The 21,427-nt window shown below is 46.7% G+C and carries 21 protein-coding genes; 7 read left to right on the top strand and 14 right to left on the bottom strand.

Features of this window, described 5'->3' with window-relative positions:
• Position 1: 1 nt before the first annotated feature.
• Together J5067_RS22750 and J5067_RS22755 are read right to left on the bottom strand one after the other, a co-directional pair.
• The gene (locus J5067_RS22750; RefSeq protein ID WP_264652078.1) at positions 2-1,078 is read right to left on the bottom strand and encodes an ABC transporter ATP-binding protein; all 1,077 of its coding nucleotides are present in this window, start codon (positions 1,076-1,078) and stop codon (positions 2-4) included.
• The gene (locus tag J5067_RS22755; RefSeq protein WP_264652079.1) at positions 1,075-2,679 is read right to left on the bottom strand and encodes an iron ABC transporter permease; all 1,605 of its coding nucleotides are present in this window, start codon (positions 2,677-2,679) and stop codon (positions 1,075-1,077) included. The genes J5067_RS22750 and J5067_RS22755 overlap by 4 nt, the downstream gene beginning before the upstream one ends.
• A gap of 242 nt (positions 2,680-2,921) precedes the next feature.
• On the opposite strand from J5067_RS22755, the gene J5067_RS22760 reads away from it, so the two are divergent.
• The 7 genes from J5067_RS22760 to nrdF all read left to right on the top strand — a co-directional run bounded on the left by J5067_RS22760 (position 2,922) and on the right by nrdF (position 9,121).
• A complete protein-coding gene (locus J5067_RS22760) occupies positions 2,922-3,269 on the top strand; it encodes a YacC family pilotin-like protein (protein WP_264645990.1) in 348 nt (115 codons plus the stop codon).
• Positions 3,270-3,381: 112 nt separating this feature from the next.
• The gene (speE, locus tag J5067_RS22765; protein ID WP_264645989.1) at positions 3,382-4,236 is read left to right on the top strand and encodes a polyamine aminopropyltransferase; all 855 of its coding nucleotides are present in this window, start codon (positions 3,382-3,384) and stop codon (positions 4,234-4,236) included.
• A gap of 29 nt (positions 4,237-4,265) precedes the next feature.
• Positions 4,266-5,060, top strand: coding sequence for an adenosylmethionine decarboxylase (gene speD, locus J5067_RS22770; RefSeq protein ID WP_264645988.1), 795 nt, complete (start codon positions 4,266-4,268; stop codon positions 5,058-5,060).
• Positions 5,061-5,342: 282 nt separating this feature from the next.
• Positions 5,343-5,579 (top strand): glutaredoxin-like protein NrdH, encoded by a 237-nt coding sequence (nrdH, locus tag J5067_RS22775; RefSeq protein WP_196905655.1) that lies wholly within the window; start codon positions 5,343-5,345, stop codon positions 5,577-5,579.
• Between the two features lie 9 nt (positions 5,580-5,588).
• The gene (gene nrdI / locus J5067_RS22780; RefSeq protein ID WP_264625785.1) at positions 5,589-5,993 is read left to right on the top strand and encodes a class Ib ribonucleoside-diphosphate reductase assembly flavoprotein NrdI; all 405 of its coding nucleotides are present in this window, start codon (positions 5,589-5,591) and stop codon (positions 5,991-5,993) included.
• The gene (nrdE, locus tag J5067_RS22785) at positions 5,993-8,134 is read left to right on the top strand and encodes a class 1b ribonucleoside-diphosphate reductase subunit alpha (protein ID WP_264652092.1); all 2,142 of its coding nucleotides are present in this window, start codon (positions 5,993-5,995) and stop codon (positions 8,132-8,134) included. Before nrdI ends, nrdE begins: the two co-directional genes overlap by 1 nt.
• 24 nt (positions 8,135-8,158) lie before the next feature.
• Positions 8,159-9,121, top strand: a complete 963-nt coding sequence (nrdF, locus tag J5067_RS22790; RefSeq protein ID WP_264645987.1) for a class 1b ribonucleoside-diphosphate reductase subunit beta — start codon at positions 8,159-8,161, stop codon at positions 9,119-9,121.
• Positions 9,122-9,188: 67 nt separating this feature from the next.
• On the opposite strand, the gene J5067_RS22795 is transcribed toward nrdF, so the two are convergent.
• From J5067_RS22795 to J5067_RS22850, 12 genes are all read right to left on the bottom strand, one after another.
• On the bottom strand, positions 9,189-9,878 hold the full coding sequence (locus J5067_RS22795; RefSeq protein ID WP_264645986.1) for a hypothetical protein: 690 nt from the start codon (positions 9,876-9,878) through the stop codon (positions 9,189-9,191).
• A gap of 24 nt (positions 9,879-9,902) precedes the next feature.
• The gene (locus tag J5067_RS22800) at positions 9,903-11,696 is read right to left on the bottom strand and encodes a hypothetical protein (protein WP_264652080.1); all 1,794 of its coding nucleotides are present in this window, start codon (positions 11,694-11,696) and stop codon (positions 9,903-9,905) included.
• 36 nt (positions 11,697-11,732) lie between these two features.
• Positions 11,733-12,359, bottom strand: coding sequence for a tight adherence pilus pseudopilin TadF (gene tadF / locus J5067_RS22805; RefSeq protein WP_264628177.1), 627 nt, complete (start codon positions 12,357-12,359; stop codon positions 11,733-11,735).
• A 1-nt stretch (position 12,360) separates the two neighbouring features.
• Positions 12,361-12,855, bottom strand: a complete 495-nt coding sequence (locus J5067_RS22810; RefSeq protein WP_264628176.1) for a TadE/TadG family type IV pilus assembly protein — start codon at positions 12,853-12,855, stop codon at positions 12,361-12,363.
• A 17-nt stretch (positions 12,856-12,872) separates the two neighbouring features.
• Positions 12,873-13,319 carry a prepilin peptidase gene (locus J5067_RS22815; RefSeq protein WP_264652081.1) on the bottom strand — a complete coding sequence of 149 codons (447 nt, stop codon included), beginning with the start codon at positions 13,317-13,319 and terminating at the stop codon, positions 12,873-12,875.
• Positions 13,320-13,454: 135 nt separating this feature from the next.
• On the bottom strand, positions 13,455-14,630 hold the full coding sequence (locus tag J5067_RS22820; protein ID WP_264652082.1) for a tetratricopeptide repeat protein: 1,176 nt from the start codon (positions 14,628-14,630) through the stop codon (positions 13,455-13,457).
• Positions 14,618-15,466, bottom strand: a complete 849-nt coding sequence (locus tag J5067_RS22825; RefSeq protein ID WP_264652083.1) for a type II secretion system F family protein — start codon at positions 15,464-15,466, stop codon at positions 14,618-14,620. Before J5067_RS22825 ends, J5067_RS22820 begins: the two co-directional genes overlap by 13 nt.
• Before the next feature lie 7 nt (positions 15,467-15,473).
• Entirely contained in the window at positions 15,474-16,376 is a 903-nt protein-coding gene (locus tag J5067_RS22830; RefSeq protein ID WP_264628211.1) for a type II secretion system F family protein, read from the bottom strand.
• Entirely contained in the window at positions 16,373-17,668 is a 1,296-nt protein-coding gene (locus J5067_RS22835) for a CpaF family protein (protein WP_264652084.1), read from the bottom strand. The genes J5067_RS22830 and J5067_RS22835 overlap by 4 nt, the downstream gene beginning before the upstream one ends.
• A 61-nt stretch (positions 17,669-17,729) precedes the next feature.
• Positions 17,730-18,878, bottom strand: a complete 1,149-nt coding sequence (locus J5067_RS22840) for a hypothetical protein (protein ID WP_264652085.1) — start codon at positions 18,876-18,878, stop codon at positions 17,730-17,732.
• A 37-nt stretch (positions 18,879-18,915) separates the two neighbouring features.
• Entirely contained in the window at positions 18,916-20,316 is a 1,401-nt protein-coding gene (locus tag J5067_RS22845; RefSeq protein ID WP_264627939.1) for a type II and III secretion system protein family protein, read from the bottom strand.
• Positions 20,317-20,373: 57 nt separating this feature from the next.
• Complete coding sequence (locus J5067_RS22850; protein ID WP_264652086.1) at positions 20,374-21,213, bottom strand: hypothetical protein; 840 nt, start codon at positions 21,211-21,213, stop codon at positions 20,374-20,376.
• Between the last annotated feature and the right edge of the window lie 214 nt (positions 21,214-21,427).

Below are 21,427 nucleotides of genomic sequence, written 5' to 3' on the forward strand. Positions count from 1 at the left end.
CTCAGGGCGCGTTCTCTTCAGCAACGGGCTCAGGCGGCAAGGCAGGATACAGGATCGGCTGATCCGGTCGGATACTGATCCTGACCTGCTGCCCCGGTTCAAACCAGTTGCTGGTTTGCACCGTAAGCACGCGTTCCGCCAGCCGAACCCGGTAGACGTTTGAGGTTCCCAGAAACACGCGATCTTCAATCAGCGCTGCGCCATCCGGATCGAGCGCCAGCGCAATTTCTTGCGGCCGCACCAACCAGTCGCACTGGCTGCCAGTCGGGAAACCCAGCGGATAGTTGGCATGAAAATCCCCCATCGGGCTTTGCCACTGATGTTCGCTCAGCACGGTGATCGGCAGATAGTTGGTGTTGCCCAGAAAATCAGCCACCACGCGCTGCACCGGTCGGTAATAGAGTTCGTAAGGATTGCCTTGTTGTATCACCTTGCCTTCATGCAATAACACCACATGATCTGACCAGGCAAACGCTTCTTCGCGACTGACCGTCGCCAGAATGGCGGCAATCTGGCGCTGTTTGAGCAAATCGCGAATTTCCGCAATCAGCCGATCGCGCTGCTGACTATCCATCGCCGGGAACGGCGCATCCAGCAGCAACAGACGCGGCTTACACAATAACGCGCGCCCCAACGCCACGCGCAGCTGCTGCTCGGCAGAGAGATCGCGAGGATAGCGCGCCGCGCACTCGGTCAATCCCAACAGCATCAACATCTCCTGCACCGCATCTTTATGTGCTGGCGTGATGGGCACCGGGCAGGCAAAGGCCAGATTCTCCTGCGCGCTCAGATGCGGAAACAGAGCATAGTCTTGAAACACCAGCCCAACAGGACGCTGATGTGCAGGAACAGAGACCATCGGGGTGCTCATGCGCTCACCGACAAGCGCGATCTCCCCTTTGCTCACCGGCAACAAGCCAGCGATCGCTTGCAACAGCGTGGTCTTTCCGCTGTCGTGCGGACCCAATACGCAAATCAGTTCCTGCTCGCGCACTGAAAAGGTTACCGCGTCCAGCACGGGCTGCTGCCTGAGATGACAAGACACGCTTTGCACCGCCAAAACCGTGGTGGGCGTCATCGATTATTTCCCTTCCAAAGCCATTGAAACCACAACATCGGCACACCACCAATCACCACGAGACACAGCGCAGGCAGTGCACCCCACTGCAACAGGTTATCGGCAGCAAGACGAAAAACATACGTCGGCAACGTTTCCCATCCGAACGTGCGGAACAAAAATGCGGCATTTAACTCTTTCATGCCTTCGAAAAACAGAATCACCGCGCCCATCATCACCTGTGGTTTCAGTAACGGGAAGTAAACGCGCACCCCGCGTTGCCAGAGCGAAAGACCCGCAGCCTCGCTGGCCCGATCGAGCAGGCTCGGAATGCTCGCCATACGCACACTGAGTGGCTCCAGCACAAAACGACTGAATTTGGCGCAGTAAACCAGCACCATGATCAACCAGACGCAGGAAAACAGCGGGGGAGAAAACGGTATCTCCGCCAGCATCGCCAGAGAACGGAGCCCGTTATCGAGCGCAATCAGCGGAATGGCAATGCCCGTCGCCAGCGCGGCCCCCGGAAACACATACCCCCACTGCGCCAGCGCGAAAGAAACGCGTCCGGCACGCAAGCCCGCAAGACGAATAAACAACAGAAAAGGAATCATCATCAGGCACAGAATAATGGCGGCAAGCGATGCCATGGTCAGACTGTTCAACAGCGCGTCGAGCAGCGTTGCGTTCCAGCCGTCGCTGATATTCGCTAATTGCCAATACAGCAAACGCCCGAGCGGCAAGCCGAAAGCCAACAGCGCCAGCCCCCAGCATACCAGCGTGACCAAGCGCGCTTTGCCTGCCGTCAGCACCGGCTTGGCGACGTAATCCGTGCTACCCGGAAAGGTATTTTGCCGCTGCTGCCGGGCAAAGCGCAGCCCAAGCCAGGTAAACAGTACAACGAAAGGCAACAGAGAGAGCGTCCAATGGGCGACGGCCTGAGTATCCCCTTGCAACACGCCAGCATCGATCAGACGCGTTGTCAGCGTCGGCAGTGCCAGCAAGCGCGCGGTACCATAATCATTCAAGGCCTCGACGGCCACCAGCATGGCCCCCATCCCGATAACCGGGCGCACCAGCGGGAAAGATAAACGCCAGAATACCTGACGCGGCGTCAGTTTGAGTAGCTGCGCAGCCTGCAACCAGTGCGGAGGTTGGGATTCCAGCGCATGACGGACCGGCAGATAAACATACGGGTAAAAAGCCAGCGCCAGCGCGACGCAAGCGCCCGACAGCGTTAGGCGGTGCGCGCTTTCCTCGTTGAACGCAGGGAGATCAAACAGGGACCACAGCACACCATGTTGCCCCAGCATATCGGCATAAAAATCAGCCATGAGAAAGGCGGGCATCGCCAGCGGCAAGCACAAGGCCCAGGCAACACCGCGTTTGCCGGGAAAACGGTAATAGGCCATGACCCAGGCGGCAGGCAGCCCAATCAACAGGCTCAGCGCCACCGCACCACAGACCAGAATCGTCGTATGCAGCAGATAAAGCGGCATCCCCTGCTGCCACAGTGCCAGCAGGCCGCCAGCCTCGGGCCAAAATGCCAGCGCAAAGACGATCCCCACGGGAAGCAAAAATGCTCCGTTAATCACCCAAAAACTGATACGCCAGAGACCCACTATCATCACACCAGCAACGGTAAATCCTATTGACCATCATCTATTAATAACAGAGGCTGCGCGCGACGTCATGTTATCAACACGGAATAAATGGGGCTTAATCCGGCCATTGCACTCAAGCGTACAGAGTGGCACATCAGGAAATAACCGGTTTTACTAACCTGAACGCGTAAAATAAACCTTGAACCCACTTACCCCATCTGTGATAACGTCATTTTACGATTGTTGATACAGGTTTAATCATGAAACGCTCTGCGCTGGCACTGCTGCTTATGAGTCTGATGGGATTTTCGTCAGCCAGTAACGCACTGAATGAATTTGAGGCAGAAGATCTCGCTGACTTGACGGCCATTTTCGTCTATTTGAAAAACAACTGTGGCTATCAAGACATTCCCAACGATCATATTCGACGCGTGCTGATCTCTTTCGCGCAACAAAACCGTTGGAATCTCAACAATTACAGTGACTTTGATATGACCCGCCTGGGTGAGGATAGCTACCGCGATCTGAGTAATATCCCCATCCCGACCCCCAAAAAGTGTCAATCACTGGCACAAAACTCACTCGGCCTGCTCGCTTACGCAAAATAATGCTCGCGTAACGTTTCCCGCACTGCCTGAAATTTCGCCGTGCATGCCATCAGCGAGTTAGCTATGATGGCGCGCTCATTTTCACGGCAGTTATCGCAGAGGAAGCCCTGACATGTCCCGAAAAGAGATGTGGCATGAAACGTTACATGCCAGCTTCGGCCAGTATTTTTCTATTGACCGGGTGCTGTTTCATGAAAAAACTGCACATCAGGATCTGATTATCTTCGAAAATGCGGCGCTGGGGCGCGTGATGGCCCTGGATGGCGTGGTGCAAACCACCGAACGCGACGAATTTATCTACCATGAAATGCTGACCCATGTCCCTCTGCTGGCCCATGGCAATGCCAAGCGTGTGCTGATCGTCGGCGGCGGCGATGGCGGCATCCTGCGCGAGGTGTGTCGCCATCCGGAAGTAGAACACATCACCATGGTGGAGATTGATGCGGGTGTGGTCAGTTTCTGTCGCCAGTATCTTCCCAACCACAGTGCCGGAGCTTATGACGATCCGCGTTTAACGCTGGTGATCGCCGACGGCGTTGATTTTGTCAGCCAAAACCGCGACAGGTTTGATGTGATCATTTCTGACTGCACCGATCCCATCGGCCCCGGAGAAAGCCTTTTCAGCTCTGCGTTTTACGATGGCTGTGCGCGCAGCCTGAATCCTGGCGGCCTGTTTGTGGCGCAAAATGGCGTCTGTTTCCTGCAACAGGATGAGGCCATCAACAGCCATCGCTTACTTAACCGTTCCTTTTCGGATGTCACCTTCTATCAGGCGGCGATCCCCACCTATTACGGTGGCATCATGACCTTTGCCTGGGCCAGTAACGATCCGGCATTGCGCCAGGTAGCGCAGGAGACGCTTGCCGCACGCTATCATGCCTCTGGCATTACCTGCCGTTACTATACGCCGGCAGTCCATACCGGTAGCTTTGCGCTGCCACAATATCTACTGAATGCATTAGCCTGACGCTTGCAGCCATCAGGAGGTGACGAAAATTGCACAAGCTGAAACTGCACGGCTTTAACAACCTGACCAAAAGCCTGAGTTTTTGTATCTACGATATCTGCTATGCCAAAACCGCTGACGATCGCGACGGCTATATCGCCTATATTGACGAACAGTACAACGCCAATCGTTTGACGGAGATCCTGACAGAAACCTGCGCGATCATTGGTGCTAATGTGCTGAACATCGCACGGCAGGACTACGATCCTCAGGGCGCCAGCGTGACCATTCTGGTCAGCGAGGAACCGATGGATCCGCGCGATGTCGATAACTCCGAACATCCCGGACCGCTGCCCCATTCCGTGGTTGCGCATCTGGACAAAAGCCATATTTGTGTACATACCTACCCGGAAAGCCATCCCGAAGGTGGCCTGTGCACCTTTCGCGCCGACATTGAAGTGTCAACCTGCGGCGTGATTTCCCCACTAAAAGCGCTGAATTACCTGATTCACCAGTTGGAATCCGATATTGTCACCATTGACTACCGCGTGCGCGGCTTTACACGTGATATCAACGGGGTGAAACATTTCATCGACCATCAGATCAATTCCATTCAAAACTTTATGTCGGAAGATATGAAGTCGCTGTATCACATGATGGATGTGAATGTGTATCAGGAGAATATGTTTCACACCAAAATGCTGCTCAAGGATTTCGATCTGCGGCACTACCTGTTCAACGCCGCGCCGGAAAATCTGCAAGCGGCCGAACGTAAAAGGATCACCGATCTGCTCTATCATGAGATGCGAGAGATCTACTACGGTAGGAATCTTCCGGTTTTGTAGACGATGCACCGACGGGCCCACAGCGGCCCGTTTTTTTTATTCTCAAGGCTGTCCCCGTTTTCCGCTTGGTAGTGCAGCCCTCTTCCCCCCATTCAGGTGTCGACCTGAACCCATTCGCACTAAACACCATATATTGTATGGTTGAAATTAAAAACATCTACATCTAGTATTTAAACACGCCACGGTTATCGATGAGGCGCGTTTCGCAGAAAGGCGGCAGCGGAAGGGTGTCACAAGGCTGCTTCACCATACTGACTTTAACCCAAAAGGTAAATACGAATCATGCGCATTACTATTTTCACTAAACCGCACTGTGTTCAGTGCAATGCGACGTGCCGTGCTTTGGATAAACAAGGTATCGCTTATCAGCTTATCGACCTGACGGAAGACGAGCAGGCGTTACAGCGGGTAAGGGCATTGGGTTATCAACAGGTGCCGGTCGTGATGACAGAAGATGACCACTGGAGCGGTTTTCGCCCGGATAAACTCGGCGCGTTGCGCTCAGCGCAGTTGCAGTAAGGGGGCGTAATGAATCCACTGGTCTATTTTTCCAGTCAGTCGGAAAACACGCATCGGTTTATCGCTCGTGTGGGTCTGCCCGCCCTGCGCATTCCGATAGCAGAAGACCAGCCGGTACTCAACGTGGCACAACCGTTCATTCTGGTGGTGCCCAGCTACGGCGGAGGAAGCAGCAAAGGTGCCGTGCCGCACCAGGTGATTCGCTTCCTTAACGACGCCAACAACCGGGCCGGTCTGCGCGGCGTGATTGCCGCAGGCAATATGAACTTCGGCACAGCGTATTGTCTGGCGGGTGACATTATCGCGCAGAAATGCCAGGTGCCGTACCTGTACCGCTTTGAACTGCTCGGCACACCGGAAGACGTCATCAATGTGCGCAAAGGAGTAACCCAATTTTGGCAACAACATCCGTAATCAACACCCCCGTGCAGGGAAAAAGCGATAACGCGCTTGATTACCATGCGCTCAATGCCATGCTGAATCTCTATGATGCTGACGGGCACATTCAGTTTGAAAAAGACCGGCTGGCGGCACGACGCTATTTCCTCCAGCACGTAAACCAGAACACGGTGTTTTTCCACAATCTGGAGGAGAAGCTGCGCTATCTGGTGGAGGAAGGCTACTATGAAGCTGAGGTATTGGAACAGTATCAATTCAGTTTTATCAAGAGCCTGTTTCAGCAAGCCTATGCGCACAAATTCCGTTTCCAAACCTTCCTTGGTGCGTTCAAATATTACACCAGCTATACGCTGAAAACCTTTGATGGCAAACGCTATCTGGAACGCTATGAGGATCGGGTCTGTCTGGTTGCCTTGGCGCTAGCCAAAGGCGATACCCAACTAGCAAGCGCCCTGGTCGACGAGATCATCAGCGGACGTTTTCAACCCGCCACGCCAACCTTTCTCAACTGCGGTAAAAAACAGCGCGGTGAGTTGGTCTCCTGTTTTCTGTTGCGTATCGAAGACAACATGGAATCTATCGGGCGTGCCATCAACTCGGCGTTGCAGCTCTCCAAGCGTGGCGGTGGCGTTGCCTTTACCTTGACCAACATTCGTGAAACCGGCGCGCCGATCAAACGTATTGAAAACCAGTCTTCCGGAATCATCCCCATCATGAAGATGCTTGAGGATGCGTTTTCCTATGCCAATCAACTGGGTGCACGGCAAGGTGCAGGCGCGGTCTACCTCAACGCGCACCATCCTGACATTTTGCGTTTTCTCGACACCAAGCGTGAAAACGCCGATGAAAAAATCCGCATCAAAACGCTCTCTCTTGGCGTAGTGATCCCGGATATCACCTTCCAATTGGCGAAAACCAATCAGGTGATGTACCTGTTCTCTCCCTACGATGTGGAACAGGTGTATGGCGTACCCTTCTCGGAAATCAGCGTGAGCGAGAAGTACCATGAGATGGTAAACGATAAACGCATTCGCAAATCGCAGATCAAGGCGCGCGAGTTTTTCCAGATTCTGGCCGAAATACAGTTTGAGTCTGGCTACCCCTACATGATGTTTGAAGATACGGTGAATCGCGCCAACCCGATTCATGGCCGAATCACCATGAGCAACCTGTGTTCGGAGATCCTTCAGGTCAACGAAGCCAGTCTTTACGATGACGACCTGGGCTATCGCCATATCGGCAAGGATATCTCGTGTAATCTGGGATCGCTGAACATCGCCAAAACCATGGATTCACCTGATTTCGGCAATACGGTGGAAACCGCTATTCGCGCCTTGACGGCGGTTTCTGACATGAGCCACATCGGGTCTGTGCCCTCCATCGCCAAAGGCAATGATGACTCTCATGCCATTGGCCTCGGACAAATGAACCTGCACGGTTATCTGGCGCGGGAACGGATTTTCTATGGCTCACTGGAAGGCATCGATTTTACTAACATCTACTTCTACACCGTGGCATATCATGCACTGCGCGCCTCTAACCAACTGGCGATTGAGCGTGGGCGCACCTTTGCCGGGTTTGCACAATCGACCTATGCGTCCGGCGACTATTTTACCAAATACATCGAACGTACCTGGCAGCCGGAAACGCAACGCGTGCGTGAACTGTTCGAGGCGGCGCAGATTGTTATTCCTTCCCAGCAAGCATGGGCTGAGTTGCGCGATTCCGTGATGGCGCACGGGCTGTATAACCAGAATTTACAGGCCGTGCCGCCCACCGGATCGATCTCTTACATCAACCATGCAACCTCCAGCATTCATCCCATCGTGTCGCGTATTGAGATCCGAAAAGAGGGCAAGATTGGTCGCGTGTACTACCCTGCCCCCTATATGACCAATGACAATCTGGATTACTACCAGGACGCTTACGAAATAGGCCCGGAAAAAATCATCGACACCTATGCCGCCGCCACCCAGCACGTCGACCAAGGGCTGTCGTTAACCCTGTTTTTCCGCGATACCGCCACCACCCGGGATATCAACAAGGCACAGATTTATGCCTGGAAACAAGGCATTAAAACCATTTATTACGTGCGCATACGCCAGATGGCGCTGGAAGGCACCGAAGTGCAAGGCTGTGTCTCCTGTGCGCTCTGATAGGTTTCTCGAAGGAATTTAACGATGACTCTGCTCACACGCGTAAAAGCGATCAACTGGAATAAAATCGAAGACGACAAGGATTTGGAAGTATGGAATCGTCTGACCAGTAACTTCTGGCTGCCGGAGAAAGTACCGCTGTCGAACGACATTCCCTCCTGGGGCACGCTAACCCCTCAAGAGCGCCAGTTGACCATTCGCGTTTTTACTGGCCTCACGTTGCTGGACACGATACAAAACACCGTGGGCGCCCCCACCTTGATGCCAGACGCCGTCACCCCGCATGAGGAAGCGGTGTTGTCCAACATCAGCTTTATGGAAGCGGTGCACGCCCGGTCGTACAGTTCTATTTTCTCGACACTCTGTCTCACCAGCGAAGTGGATGATGCCTATCGCTGGAGTGAAGAAAACGCCACGCTGCAAAAAAAAGCCACACTGATTCTTGAACAATACCGCAGCAACGATCCCTTAATGAAAAAGGTCGCCAGCGTATTTCTCGAATCTTTTCTGTTCTATTCCGGCTTTTATCTGCCGATGTATTGGTCCAGCCGTGCCAAGCTGACCAACACCGCCGATCTGATTCGTCTGATTATCCGTGATGAAGCCGTGCACGGGTATTACATTGGCTATAAATTCCAACAGAGCCTCGCCACCGTTGACACAGCAAGGCAACAGCAGATAAAGGACTACGCCTTCGATTTAATGCAGGATCTTTATGACAACGAAATCCTCTACACGGAAGCGCTGTACGACGGTGTGGGCTGGACCGAGGATGTGAAAAAGTTTCTGCATTATAACGCCAATAAAGCGTTGATGAACCTTGGTTATGAAGCCCTGTTCCCTGCCAACATGACCGATGTTAATCCGGCAATTCTTTCCGCATTGTCACCCAACGCGGATGAAAATCACGATTTCTTCTCCGGATCGGGCTCTTCCTACGTCATCGGCAAGGCGGTGAATACCGAAGATGACGATTGGGATTTTTAAGCGACAAAATGCGGCCCGGAAGCAATGCATCCCGGGCCCACCTTCCTCTCAGCACGACGTAACCGCGTTAACGCAGAAAAAAATAGCCGTGGGGAATGGGCGGCGTAGCCGATACTTTTCGCGGTACGGGCGTTCTGACCCTGCTGCGGTTACTGTCCATCGAAAAATTGTTTAAAGAAAAAATCCCTCTATGCGTTATCCGCCACAGCAGATAAAGGGAGTATTCACTGCGAATATCCATTTTTCGCTTTAAACGACTAATAACGGAGTAGGCTATATCCTTAAGCCCGGCAGGAATACGGCCATGCGTTATCTCCTCCCAGTACTTTAACAGTTGTCGCTCGTGTGAGTTAAACCTGACATAGGCGCATTTCTCTTTGTCTAGCGATCCCAACCAAGAGTGGCTTAGCATAAATAAATCACGATTGGCGATATCTGAAGATACCACGATACAATAAGGACTCAGCACCAAATGTCGCTTCAACCGCCGTAGCTTAATTACATCAGAAAAAAAGATACGATAGACAATGATATCGCTGTTATTAGCAAGTAATAACTGATTTGTTTTCTCCATCTCATGAAAGGTTTGATTACCTATAACCAACGCATTACGGTATTCCCCCCTACGTGTTAGCTTTTTCTCGTTGTAGTGATCGAATACATCCACATCAGGATTGCCATCGAATTTTTTATAAAAAAGATCGCTCAACCCTATATAACGATAATAGAGTGTATCCGCAATAACTATTGTTCTCATACCCCCCCCAAACATGGAAACAACTTATCGATTAAAACCACTTTTATCGATAAAATTAATTTTTTCTTTTTTGGATATTTTTGCCAAAATATTTACCAAACTTAAGTAATTATCCACCACAAATGCATTATCATTGCCGACACAGAATTCCTTCCAAAACTTAATATTTTTACCATCAAGACCGTCCTTAGCCAAGGAAATAAAAAAAATATCCACCTCCACTGTTTTATGGATTTTATTATAATTTAACAAACCCTCTTTTATGCGTTTGCAAATATGGTATTCCTTATGAAGCGCTGTAGCCAATTCTTTCGGCCTACCGCTATCTTCCCCATCAGTAACCATGATAATAACTTTTTTAGGGTTAATACCCTTAGCAATCACAGGTAGCGATCGCAACAAACCACTGCTACTGTCTGTATTTCCTCCTTGTATCTTCATTGTTTTAAAATGAGAGATGACATCAGCCTTCGAGGTTAATTCAATCAAATATGAGGTCGGAGACTCTCTGTTTCGCGAAAATTCGGCATAATCAGTTATCTTCTTTACATCAGATTCGCGTGGTAACTTTATTGTATGCCAATGATCAAAACACATATTGTTAAACATGCCATCTTTATCATGATAAGGAAAGTAGGTATAAGTAGTAACTGAGTTTTCAGAAAACAAATAGTCATCCTTCAACGTTTCATCGAAATCAATAGTTTCAACATTTACCACATTTAAATAATTTTTTGCCAGTGTGGATAATTTATCAGCCTTATGATAATGAAGAGTAAACTCTTCAGGATGTGCCCGCAAATTGGCACGAGGATCAGCATCACAGCTATAAAAAGGAAATGAATTTCCATTCATTTTTGAAATTTCAGCACACCATTTTTTATCATCAACCATTTTCGCCATAGTAAGCCCCAAACCAGGTGAGACGATTGATTTATAATAAGAGGTGATGATCTCATCCTGCTGGTTGATATCCTTATTTTTCAAAGCAAAGTTTTTGTTATACCAAAAATCGAAATCAACCCTTTTATTTTTAAACTCCGCATACTCTTTTTTAAGTTTTCCAACAAAAGAACAGCCTGTTTCTTTTCCACCAAAAACATTTTTTTTACTCAATTTAACAGGAACGCCAATGTTAAAAGGGACAATGCCAATGGTGTTTTTCTCGTTACTATTAAGAATAGTTTGAGAGAAATTCACTACTGCATCTTTTAAAATATCATATTTAATACCAGATTTCAGCCCATTAATCTCACCGCCCATAGAAGAAGAAATATCTACAACAAAAACAAAATCCGTAGGGAGACTTTTCTGTTCCATCGATTTTCTGACTGTACCGGCAGAACTGTCAGCACGAATAAGGACATTATCGCTAAATCCCACCTCGTTATATTTCTTGAAAATAGGATGTAATATTGCGATCCCTGATGCATTATAATCAATTGAGGTTAACTTTTTTGCATTATCACGGTTTAAACTGACCATAACGTCCAGATCGTTATCATTAAAGGCTACGTTGGGCAGATAATAATTCAGATAGCGGCTCAGAAGCTTTTCATTCGCCTCCTTGTTGCCATGCTTGATACCACATTCTTTATCCGCAACGTAATCGCAGCGATCGTTTATCGCAATGGCTAACACCCCCTGATTCATCGCATCAGCCAATCGGGCGCGGTTTGCCTGAAAATGAGCTCCATCAAGTGCTAAAGAAAAAAACATCAGCAGCATTGGAAACATAATAGCAAACAACAATGTCGTTGCCCCAGACTCTCTGCGGAAAACCAAGAGAAAGAAATCAACAGCATGTTTTATCTTCATGACTCTCCCTGAGATGATTATCGAACGCCAAAAAACTCACCGAGGAATTACCGCATTACTAACCGAGATATTTCCAATAGATAGTCCAATAGCATTTAACATTCTTATTAATAAACTATACTGACCTTGAGTACAGAGGGTGACTTGATAAACAGGTAGCCAACGCCCCCCCTGCACTGATGCAGTATCAGCATGAGAAAAAGGGGAAAGCGGAATTCGTTTAGTAAAATCCTTGGCAAAGTCAGACTTTGGACAATAGTCATCCTTAACATTATCAACAGTAAACGCTATCGGGCTTCCTTTTAATTTTTTCTCTGATTTGGCAGCATCATCGAAATAGATGGCATCCACGTAGAGATTGTACTTTTTTCCGAGGTGAGTTTCAGCCAAGAGCATCGCCGCCAACATATCTAACTGATCGACATCATCCTGTGTCAAAACTTCTTTTCCTTGATAAAGTGCTGTGCGCTCACGCAACACACTGGCAAGAGACTGACTGACACGTTCCATATATCCTTTGTTTAAAAAATATCGACTGTAATCAATTAATAAAAAACAAAGCAGCATAATAGAAAAAAAATAGAAAATAAACTCAATCACTACACTTCCTTTCTCACTTTCTATCCCAAACAGCAATTTTCTTTTTCTGTAACGCGAAGACATATTACAATTCTCCTCGCTGAAATTCCTGAACAAAAGCAATCTTTCGCTTCCATCGCTGTTCAACCATCACCGTTGGAAATATAAAGAAGAGAGGTTGATAATGAATGTTAACATCATACAGCGCCAACGGTTTTCCAACCGCATGGGTAGATGAGCAATGTTTGCCATTCTCAATTAACGCAGCAATGTCATTACAATATTGTGCAGATACACGTATCGTATTTTTTTGGGTAAATAACGGCCATACATCTAAACGCTCATTAAAGGCTTTCTTGAAATAAGCGCGGTAATCACTATCAGGCTGACGAAGCGATGTACGATAGCTGGATTCGGCCAGAATCAAATCCAGGGCAGATGAAATATAAACCACCCGACACAGTTCTGCGAGAAAAAGAAGTGCCATAATAAAAGGGATAAGGATCAAAGAAAACTCAAGCGCGGCACTTCCAGTACTCGAACGGTACCATAAAAGCACATATTTCCTTTTGTTGTTCAATTTTTAATCCTTCTTACTTACACAGCCCACAACAGCCAATAGCCACAGCAGATAGCAACACCGTAGGGTACGGTGATGACATTCTGTTTTGAGAACACTCGGTAATATAAACACGTAAGCAACGTGAGTGGGATCCCTGCCATTCCCGTCAATAAGAGAAAATCCCCTATATGTGGCGTTGAAAGCCCCGTTGATAATGCACATACCAGTTTAATATCACCTGCACCTATTACTCCTGCTACAGAGAAAACAAAACCGACACAAAACAATAGCGACAATATAATTAATGAGAGATCGTCAACATGGTGAAAAGCTAATAAAAGTGAAAGCAAAAAGATAAGCAATGTTGTCACATTGGTAATTTGTCTAAAACGAATATCTGTATAACAAACGAATATCAATATTACACTGATAGCTATTGCCAGCATCCCTTCTACTTTCACTTTTAGTTGTCCCTTAAACATGCCAGAAGCGTTTATAATCCACTGAATAGTATGGTGTATGCAATCGACAGGCGATACGGTAATCAACGTAATACAATTATAAACCGCCTAACAACACCAGCTCAGAGAAAATAAATAAAAGGAGCCCAAAAAAGATTAGCCGTGATAGAAATCAAACACCAATCTTTCCGGTTCTGATTTTTCAGCCGCAAGGTGGAATACTTTCAACTTATCCAGTTTTTTCTTTAATATGAACTTAACAAGAATAGTGTTATTATCTTTATGCGCAATTGAAATTGACCGTACATTACCATCTACCATCAAGCTGTTTCCTATGCGTAATATGTCATCACTTGCCGTCACGCCTCGTAATTCATAGACTACCTGGTTCAGTGTCCGATCACCAAGTTGTTTAATTGCAATTCGTTCCCGAGATGCCATTGCCATGCGGAAATACTTTTCATGTTGTCCCGCCCGGACCGCAATAATCTCGTTATTATGTTCTTTCGATAACGGTAAAGCGGGCGTAGCGTCTTCATCACCTTGGCCTTTTTTTATCAATACCTCTTGCTTAGCCAGCAATTCGCGTTGCTGTAACTGGAGTTGAGAGCGGGGCTTGATTTTTGATAACGATTCAAGCAAACCATCACTGACATCAACGTTCTTTGCTCGATGCAGCACCGCTTCCGCGCCCTCAAAATCCCGCATTTTCACCAGCACAAACACTAAATTATGTAATAGGTTTTCACCCGTATACCCTCGCGCATATAAGGGTGCCAGATAATCCCTCGCGGTAGGATAATCCTCCTGCATGATGGCCAGCATCGCCAGGTTGTTAATGACCTTATCTTCATCAACAAAATGCGTCCGAGCTTTATCGAACGATGCCTTGGCAGCAAGATAATCGCCCTGCTGCGCCAGCAACACGCCTTGTGTGTTTAACGCTTCCCCGTGTTCAGGATTTTTACTTAAAGCCGCCCTGACGCAACCAAGCGCTTGCGCGATCTGTCCCTGTTCCAGCAAATTCTTGCCTTCAAGCAACAGAATATCTTCATCGGGATTATCGACCAGCAAAGGCGCTAAATAATGCCTTGATGATTCATAATCCATGGCAGAGTGGTAATGATTTGCCAAAATATACCGTGTTTTTGCATCCTCTTTTCGATTTAGTTTTTCACGATATAACTTAATGAGTCCTTGGAAATCATTCATCTTGGTAAGAATAAACTCCTTCTGTTCCTCATCGATAGCATCGTGATCTCCGGCTTTCGTAACACACCCGCCGAGCAACAACCCTGAAAGTAATAATAAAATATTAACTAACTTCCCCATAATGCCATCATCCCTATCAAACCTGGTCCGACAATTATTGCCAACAATGGAAACATAATAAAGCCAATCATCGGCATGGTCATTTTGGCAGATAAGCTTGCCACTTTTTCTTCCATATCGAGTAACTGTATATCTCTCATTTCCTTGCCTAAAGCGATTAACACTTTATAAATGGATGAGCCAAAATTTATGCTCTGCTGCAATGTAGTACAGAACATTCTCACTTCATTACTGGCCATCTCTTGATAAAGTTGTTCCAACGCAGCATTGATTCCACTCACCTCTGTTTTTAGCATCACACGTTCCAGAATTCTGGCAATATCCTTATTAACATGTTTAGTGTTATCACTAATATATCGCATAGATTTTTCAACAGTCATTCCAGACTGAATACAAACCGCCATCATATCAATAATAAAAGGTAAATCATTTGATATGCTTTTTAAGCGTTTTCCAATGATACGTTTTTTTACCATATCAGGTAAAATAATGACTACCACACTCAGTATTAAAAGACAGATGAGTAAAACATTCATCGACACCTGAAGCACACCACTGATGCTCAGTAAAAATAATATGCCGCCAAGCGTAACGACGGTTAACATTTTTAGTAGCACATTTTTATCTAACAATGATGCAATCGAAATTAAACGACTTGATTTTATCAAAATCGTTTCAACATGCGATGCGTCATCCTGGTTTGCAGCCTCACTCAATGAATGCTTATGTACATTCAACAACCCTAATGACCTGTTTTTATTCTTGTCTTTAAAAAAATGGATGAGAAGTCCACCCAGGCCCAATACTATCATGAGCAGTGAAAATAGATAAAACATAACTCACCTATAGCTTATTCATCATTAACCAAAGAATAAAAATGCCTGAGGAAATGCTACCTATCGCATAATAAAGTATGACTTTACCCATTGGATCATAAAGCAATATAGCAAAACTGTCTGGAGAACTGTATTTTATAAAAAAGAAGAAAAAAATCGGGATGGCTGTTAATATTTTTACAGACATTCTTACTTCAGATGTCATGGCCAACTTTTTTCTATCAATAATTCTTCCATTGGAGATCATGGCTGCTAACCGCGTCATGACGTCCTTGATTTGCCCTCCCCCCTTCATATTCACCAAGACAGTGACAATAAAAAAATAATATTCTCTATAAGGTAAACGTCGATACGAATCCATCAAAACACTTTCAATATCCTCACCGATTTCAAGGCGCTGAGATATTTTTCTAAACTCTTCACCAACAATACCTGCAACTTTCTCACCACACTGTTCAATGCCGAGCATCACTGAATTCCCAGCGCTAATAACGCTGTTAATTATATTCAACGCTTCCGAAAATGCGGTTTCAAAGGCTATTCGTGCCTCTTTTTTACTCCGTTGAAAAAGTATATACAATGTCAACAACAACATGAGCGGTGATACAATAAGCACATCAAGTTGTAAATACTCCAGGCTACTATAAATGCTTGCCCCTTGAACAGCGAAGACAATCAAACCATTTTTTAACGCCAGGTCATACTTTTTACCCAGCAAATACCGGGAAATATCACTGAAAAGCGTCACCAGATGTTGCCATAATATGTGCTGTTTAAGTTGGTGGGTTAATTTGTTGGTTTTCGGCACGGTAGCAACGTGACGTAATCGTTGAATGTTTTTTTTCTTCCGATGCTCGAGCACGAGTTGGAGCAAGCCAAGCAGGAGCATGCTTGTGAAGATAACGATCATGGTAATTTATTTCCGAACAGTTGCTTCAAGGGTTCTTGCATATCATGGATTATTGCCTGTTGGTACACGGCTGAGCGCTGTAATAGACCGTAAGAGGTAAAACTTCCCTGAATTTCCCCCGTTTCAGAGCGTTCTGCCTGCGCGGAATAGCTGAAAATATCTTGCAAGATAATGTTATCGCCCTCCATCCCCATCACTTCTGTAATATTGATGACTTTTCGTGAGCCATCAGGCAAACGCGATACCTGAACAACAATATGGATGGCCGATACGATATTGCGGCGGATTGCTGTAAGGGGAAGCGCCGCGCTTGACATCATGACCATACTTTCCAGACGCGCCAAGGCATCGCGTGGGGAGTTGGCATGCAAGGTTGACATGGAGCCATCATGGCCGGTGTTCATTGCCTGCAACATTTCGAACGCTTCTTCTCCCCGGCACTCTCCGATAATGATGCGATCGGGTCTCATACGCAGTGCATTGACCACGAGATGACGCATTGTAATCTGGCCTTGGTTCTCAGCACCGGCCATACGGGTTTCCAGCCTGACAACGTGCGGTTGCTGTAAACGTAGCTCAGCCGCATCTTCCAGTGTCAGTACCCGCTCCCCTTCATCGATATAATGGGACATGGCATTTAATAGGGTTGTTTTCCCTGACCCGGTCCCGCCAGAAACAATAATGTTGACGCGACAGCGACTCGCGATGACCAGGAAATTAGCCATCATTTCATTCATACTGCCGTACTCAATCAGATTGGCCAGCGTTCTCTGCCCGGAGCCAAACTTACGAATAGAGATCGAAGCCCCATCCAGTGCAACAGGCGCAATGACCACGTTCAGGCGACTCCCGTCAGGCATGCGCGCATCGACCAACGGTTGCGAGTCATCAACGCGGCGCCCCACCCGCGCAACCAGTCGGCGCGCAATATCAATCAACTGCTCGTTGCTGATAAAACGCTTATCGACTAATTCCAATTTCCCCGCGCGCTCCACAAAAATACGTTCGGGCCCATTGACCAGAATGTCGCTGACACTTTCATCCTCCATCAACTCACGCAGCGGCCCATACCCCGTAATCTCATCGGCAATAAGCTCGCTTAAGCAGTTGCAAACCCGGCTTGAAAGATATTGTCCTGTGCTATTCATCACGCGTTGAATGGCGTCGTTAACTTCTCGCAGCAGCGCATCGCGCTGATTCTTCAACTCATCAATGCGTTCTAAATCGATATTTTTGAGCACCTGCTCGCGAAAATAGAGCAGCGTGCTGTTCATTTCAGTTTCAAAATTCATCGCCGTTTCCCCCTATCACCTGTTCCATTTCCCACCTCCCTGATATCAAACAGACCAAAAATCACACAACCGCATTTTGACGCGCGGGGCGAAGAAAAGTCGGTAGAGTAAACAGGGTTTTACGAGAGGACGGAGGGCCCAATGGTTTGCCTAACAGGTGAGCAGCAAGTCGATAGAGCGCACTCTCTGAGGAGAGTGGATTATGATGAACGTTGTAGGCATTCACGCTAAAAATATCGAGCCCGAGATACTCTTCAATATCAGCGTTAACAAGCTCATCCGTATTTTTGGGATGACTCTCGTTTAAACACAGCAAAATACGTACTTCTTTCAGTGGGTTTGCCAACAAGAAACGTTTATGTTCTTCAAGTATATTTTTCGCCACACGCAGTGAGGCTAACGCCCGTGAAATGACCAACACAATGACATGGGACTGCATGAATACCTGTTCCAGCTGCTGTTCGACGTGTGTGTGAATTCCATGATCAAAGAAAACCAGGTTATAACGATTAAACGCGGTATCCTCATACAGCCATGCAGCGTCGCACGTTTCCATTTTTACCGACTGATGAGCGGTAAGATCGGCAATGCTGCCGTCGCTGGGTAACGCTTTAGCTAACAATAAATCCAAATCCCGGCTGCCACTGCAACCCTGCACCAACAGCATGGGTATTGAGGTCAGCATTCCCGCAGCCTTAAAAAGCTGATGCGCCACGGTGGATGCTCCTGCCCCTCCCTTGCATCCCAGAATGCTGATTTTCATTGTTGCTCGGTTATGTGCAGCCGGAATAGGGTCACGAATCAGATCGGGCAGTTGCGGTAACTGCGAGCCAATATGTAAATAGTTAGCGCCTGCTATCATCAACGCATGAGCAAAGCGGATTGAGTCATTATTACCCACGAGAATCGGTTTTGCCGAAACCGGGATGAGTAGCGCAACCATCTGCATAATAAGTTCAACATTATCCACATCGTTAATATCAACAATGACCGCGATGGCATCGCTGGCGCCTGGATTATCACTCATGGTAAAAAAATCCGCTTCATGCGGTATGACATCAGCCAAATGATGCATCAGCAGTTGGCTGACAATATCAGACATCACATCAGGACGAGGTGAAATAATTAAAATGGGCTGTGCGAATTTTTTCTTCTGCGACTTCACCGCTGTATTCTTATTATTCGATTTGGTATCAAAAAATAATTTCATGCGAAACTCCAATGTTCAATGTACTGGCTTATCGCGACTATTTGGAAAATCCACCGCGGTCCATAAAACTGCGTGCATCACTGGCAAGCCGTCCTTCAAGGGTATTTTTATCTACTCCGCTATTAAAAAATAATTGAACGGAAGAGCTACGATGATAATCAGGCAACTTAATTTGCTGTCGTGATGCCGCGGATACCGGCTTTACAAGATCGACGGTAGCAAAAACCACCAACTCTGTTTTATTTCGCGCTGTGTGCGATTTACGCGCCAGCGCCCCAAGAATGGGAATGTCGCCAATGAAAGGGATTTTCGTCAATGATTCCACATCCTCTTCATTGAGTAGGCCCCCAATCACAAAACTATCGCCATCTGCCAGTTCGATCGTCGAACTGGAACGCCGCGTTTTTATCTGAGGTATATTGTAATTATTGTACGCATAACTCCCAGCAACGCTGCTGATCTCATTCGAGATCAACAATTTTATTTTCTGTTTCTTTTCAACTTTGGCAGCAACATTTAACCGAATACCATACTCTTTATATTGTACGGTAGTCCCCTCTTTGCTTTGCACTAAAAGCGGGATTTCTCCACCAACTAAAAAGCTGGCTACCTCACCGGACAACACCGTGAGATTGGGTTGCGCAAGCACTCTAGCCAAACTGTCATTATTAACGGCACTGATTGTGGTACTGATATTTTCTGCATCAAACCCATGTTTGAGGCCAATCAAACTGAAAACCCCTGGGTCATTAACAGCGCCATTGCCTTTAATCAGCCCACTCAGCGTTAAATTACTCCATTCAATCCCTAATGTGTCTGTGAATTTTTTACTTACCTCAACAACGCTAAGCTTAACATTAACTTGATTTGATGAGGGCAATTGCAATCTATTTATTACATTGCTATAAACTCTCTTTGTCATAAAGAAAACTTCTGAACTTTTCTGATCCTCAGAATCATTTTTCACCTTAAGTTCTCGACTTTCTTTTCCAACAACACTGCCCACCAGCTGATATACTGCCCCTCGGGTTTCCTCATCGGGCACCGTTCCGGTCAGAATATAAGATTTATTTTCACCACTGATGAAACTTTTAACCACTACTTGGCTTCCGGGAAACTCCAGCGCAATGCGCTGATTGATATCACCGAGAAAAGAATCAACATTTATCTGTAAATCAGCCAAAATTCTTGTGTCAGCATCATAGGCTGTGACCTCTGAAATACCGGGCGCTTTCGCATACAATACGATGGTATTTTCATTCAATACTTTATAGTCTGCTACCGTAGGATCTGAGATAAATACCGTATTAACACGGCCTTTGGTCCGTAATGTTTTTGACTGGCCTGGCTTTAAAAAGAGTTGATCGGCCATTGCCGCTAACGGATACACTAAAATCAGCGTTAGCATCAGGCTAACGTGAAATGAGAAGCGCTTCATAATCAAACTTTTTTCCTCTGTTAAAATTTCCCTATCAGCCCTAATAGACAAGACCTGTTAACCGCGCCACTCATGTGTGGGCCGCGAGCGGGGTTCATCAAACAGGGGCGCGCTGCTGACTGGCCATGTCGCCTCTTTGCCGGATAGCGTTTCACTGCCTCTTGAACGCAAGTCAATAGGGCCTCTGATTGAGGGAAATAGCAGTATCCTGGCGTTTCCTTCTAATCCTTTCAGCAGCTTGAGCTCTGCATCTCTCAGTTCCACCAGCAGTTGACTTCTGCTTTCTTGAGCCTTCTCTTTTTCATCCCGGTTTACCCGACGGATTGCCAATACACGCCTGTTGACCATAAGGGGTTTAAGTCGTGTATCACGAATAGATTTTGCGGGAGAGATGATGTCCTCACTTCCGTTATCGTCTTGGCGGAGTCCATATGCGAGATAGATATCCACACTGGCACCTGACTTTACATTGTTTAGCAGATAATTATCAGAAGCATCTAACTCAAAAGGATAAAGCACATTCCCTGGTGTGATAAACATGGCAATATAATCATCGCTTCCGGGTTCAACCAACGCGGTTGGCTGAAGATAACTGTCTTTGGCTACCGCACTTTTAAGTGCCCAATGCGTCAGGTCATTTTCCATTATATTGAACTGCATCTCTGTGCTTTCAGGTGATACAGATATATTTTTCAATTGAAAATCATCTTTCTTCAGAATACTGTTGGCAGCCAGATCGCGCTGGGCGACGGCCACGATAATGGTTTCTGTTAAAGAATGCGCCTGCATTTCACTCGCTCCTGATGCTGGCGTATGTGCGGATTTTATATAGAATAAAATACCTATACCACCAGTCAGGATCATTAATATATAAATAATCAGTGCGCTCTTTTTCATTTCAACGCTAATCCGCTCTCGCTAATGTTATAAAATAATTATAAGGTATAACACAAATTATAAAGCGCACTCTTACTTTTAACATATAGCTACCGCATGCGCATTAATACAATAAATACGGTTGAAATAGGCACCCTATATATACATGCATATATAAAGTACCTAATTTCATATTCACCTATCGCTAATACCTTTCAGAGGGTAATTATTAGCC

It is taken from the genome of Candidatus Symbiopectobacterium sp. NZEC151 (assembly GCF_025962655.1).
Taxonomy (GTDB): domain Bacteria; phylum Pseudomonadota; class Gammaproteobacteria; order Enterobacterales; family Enterobacteriaceae; genus Symbiopectobacterium.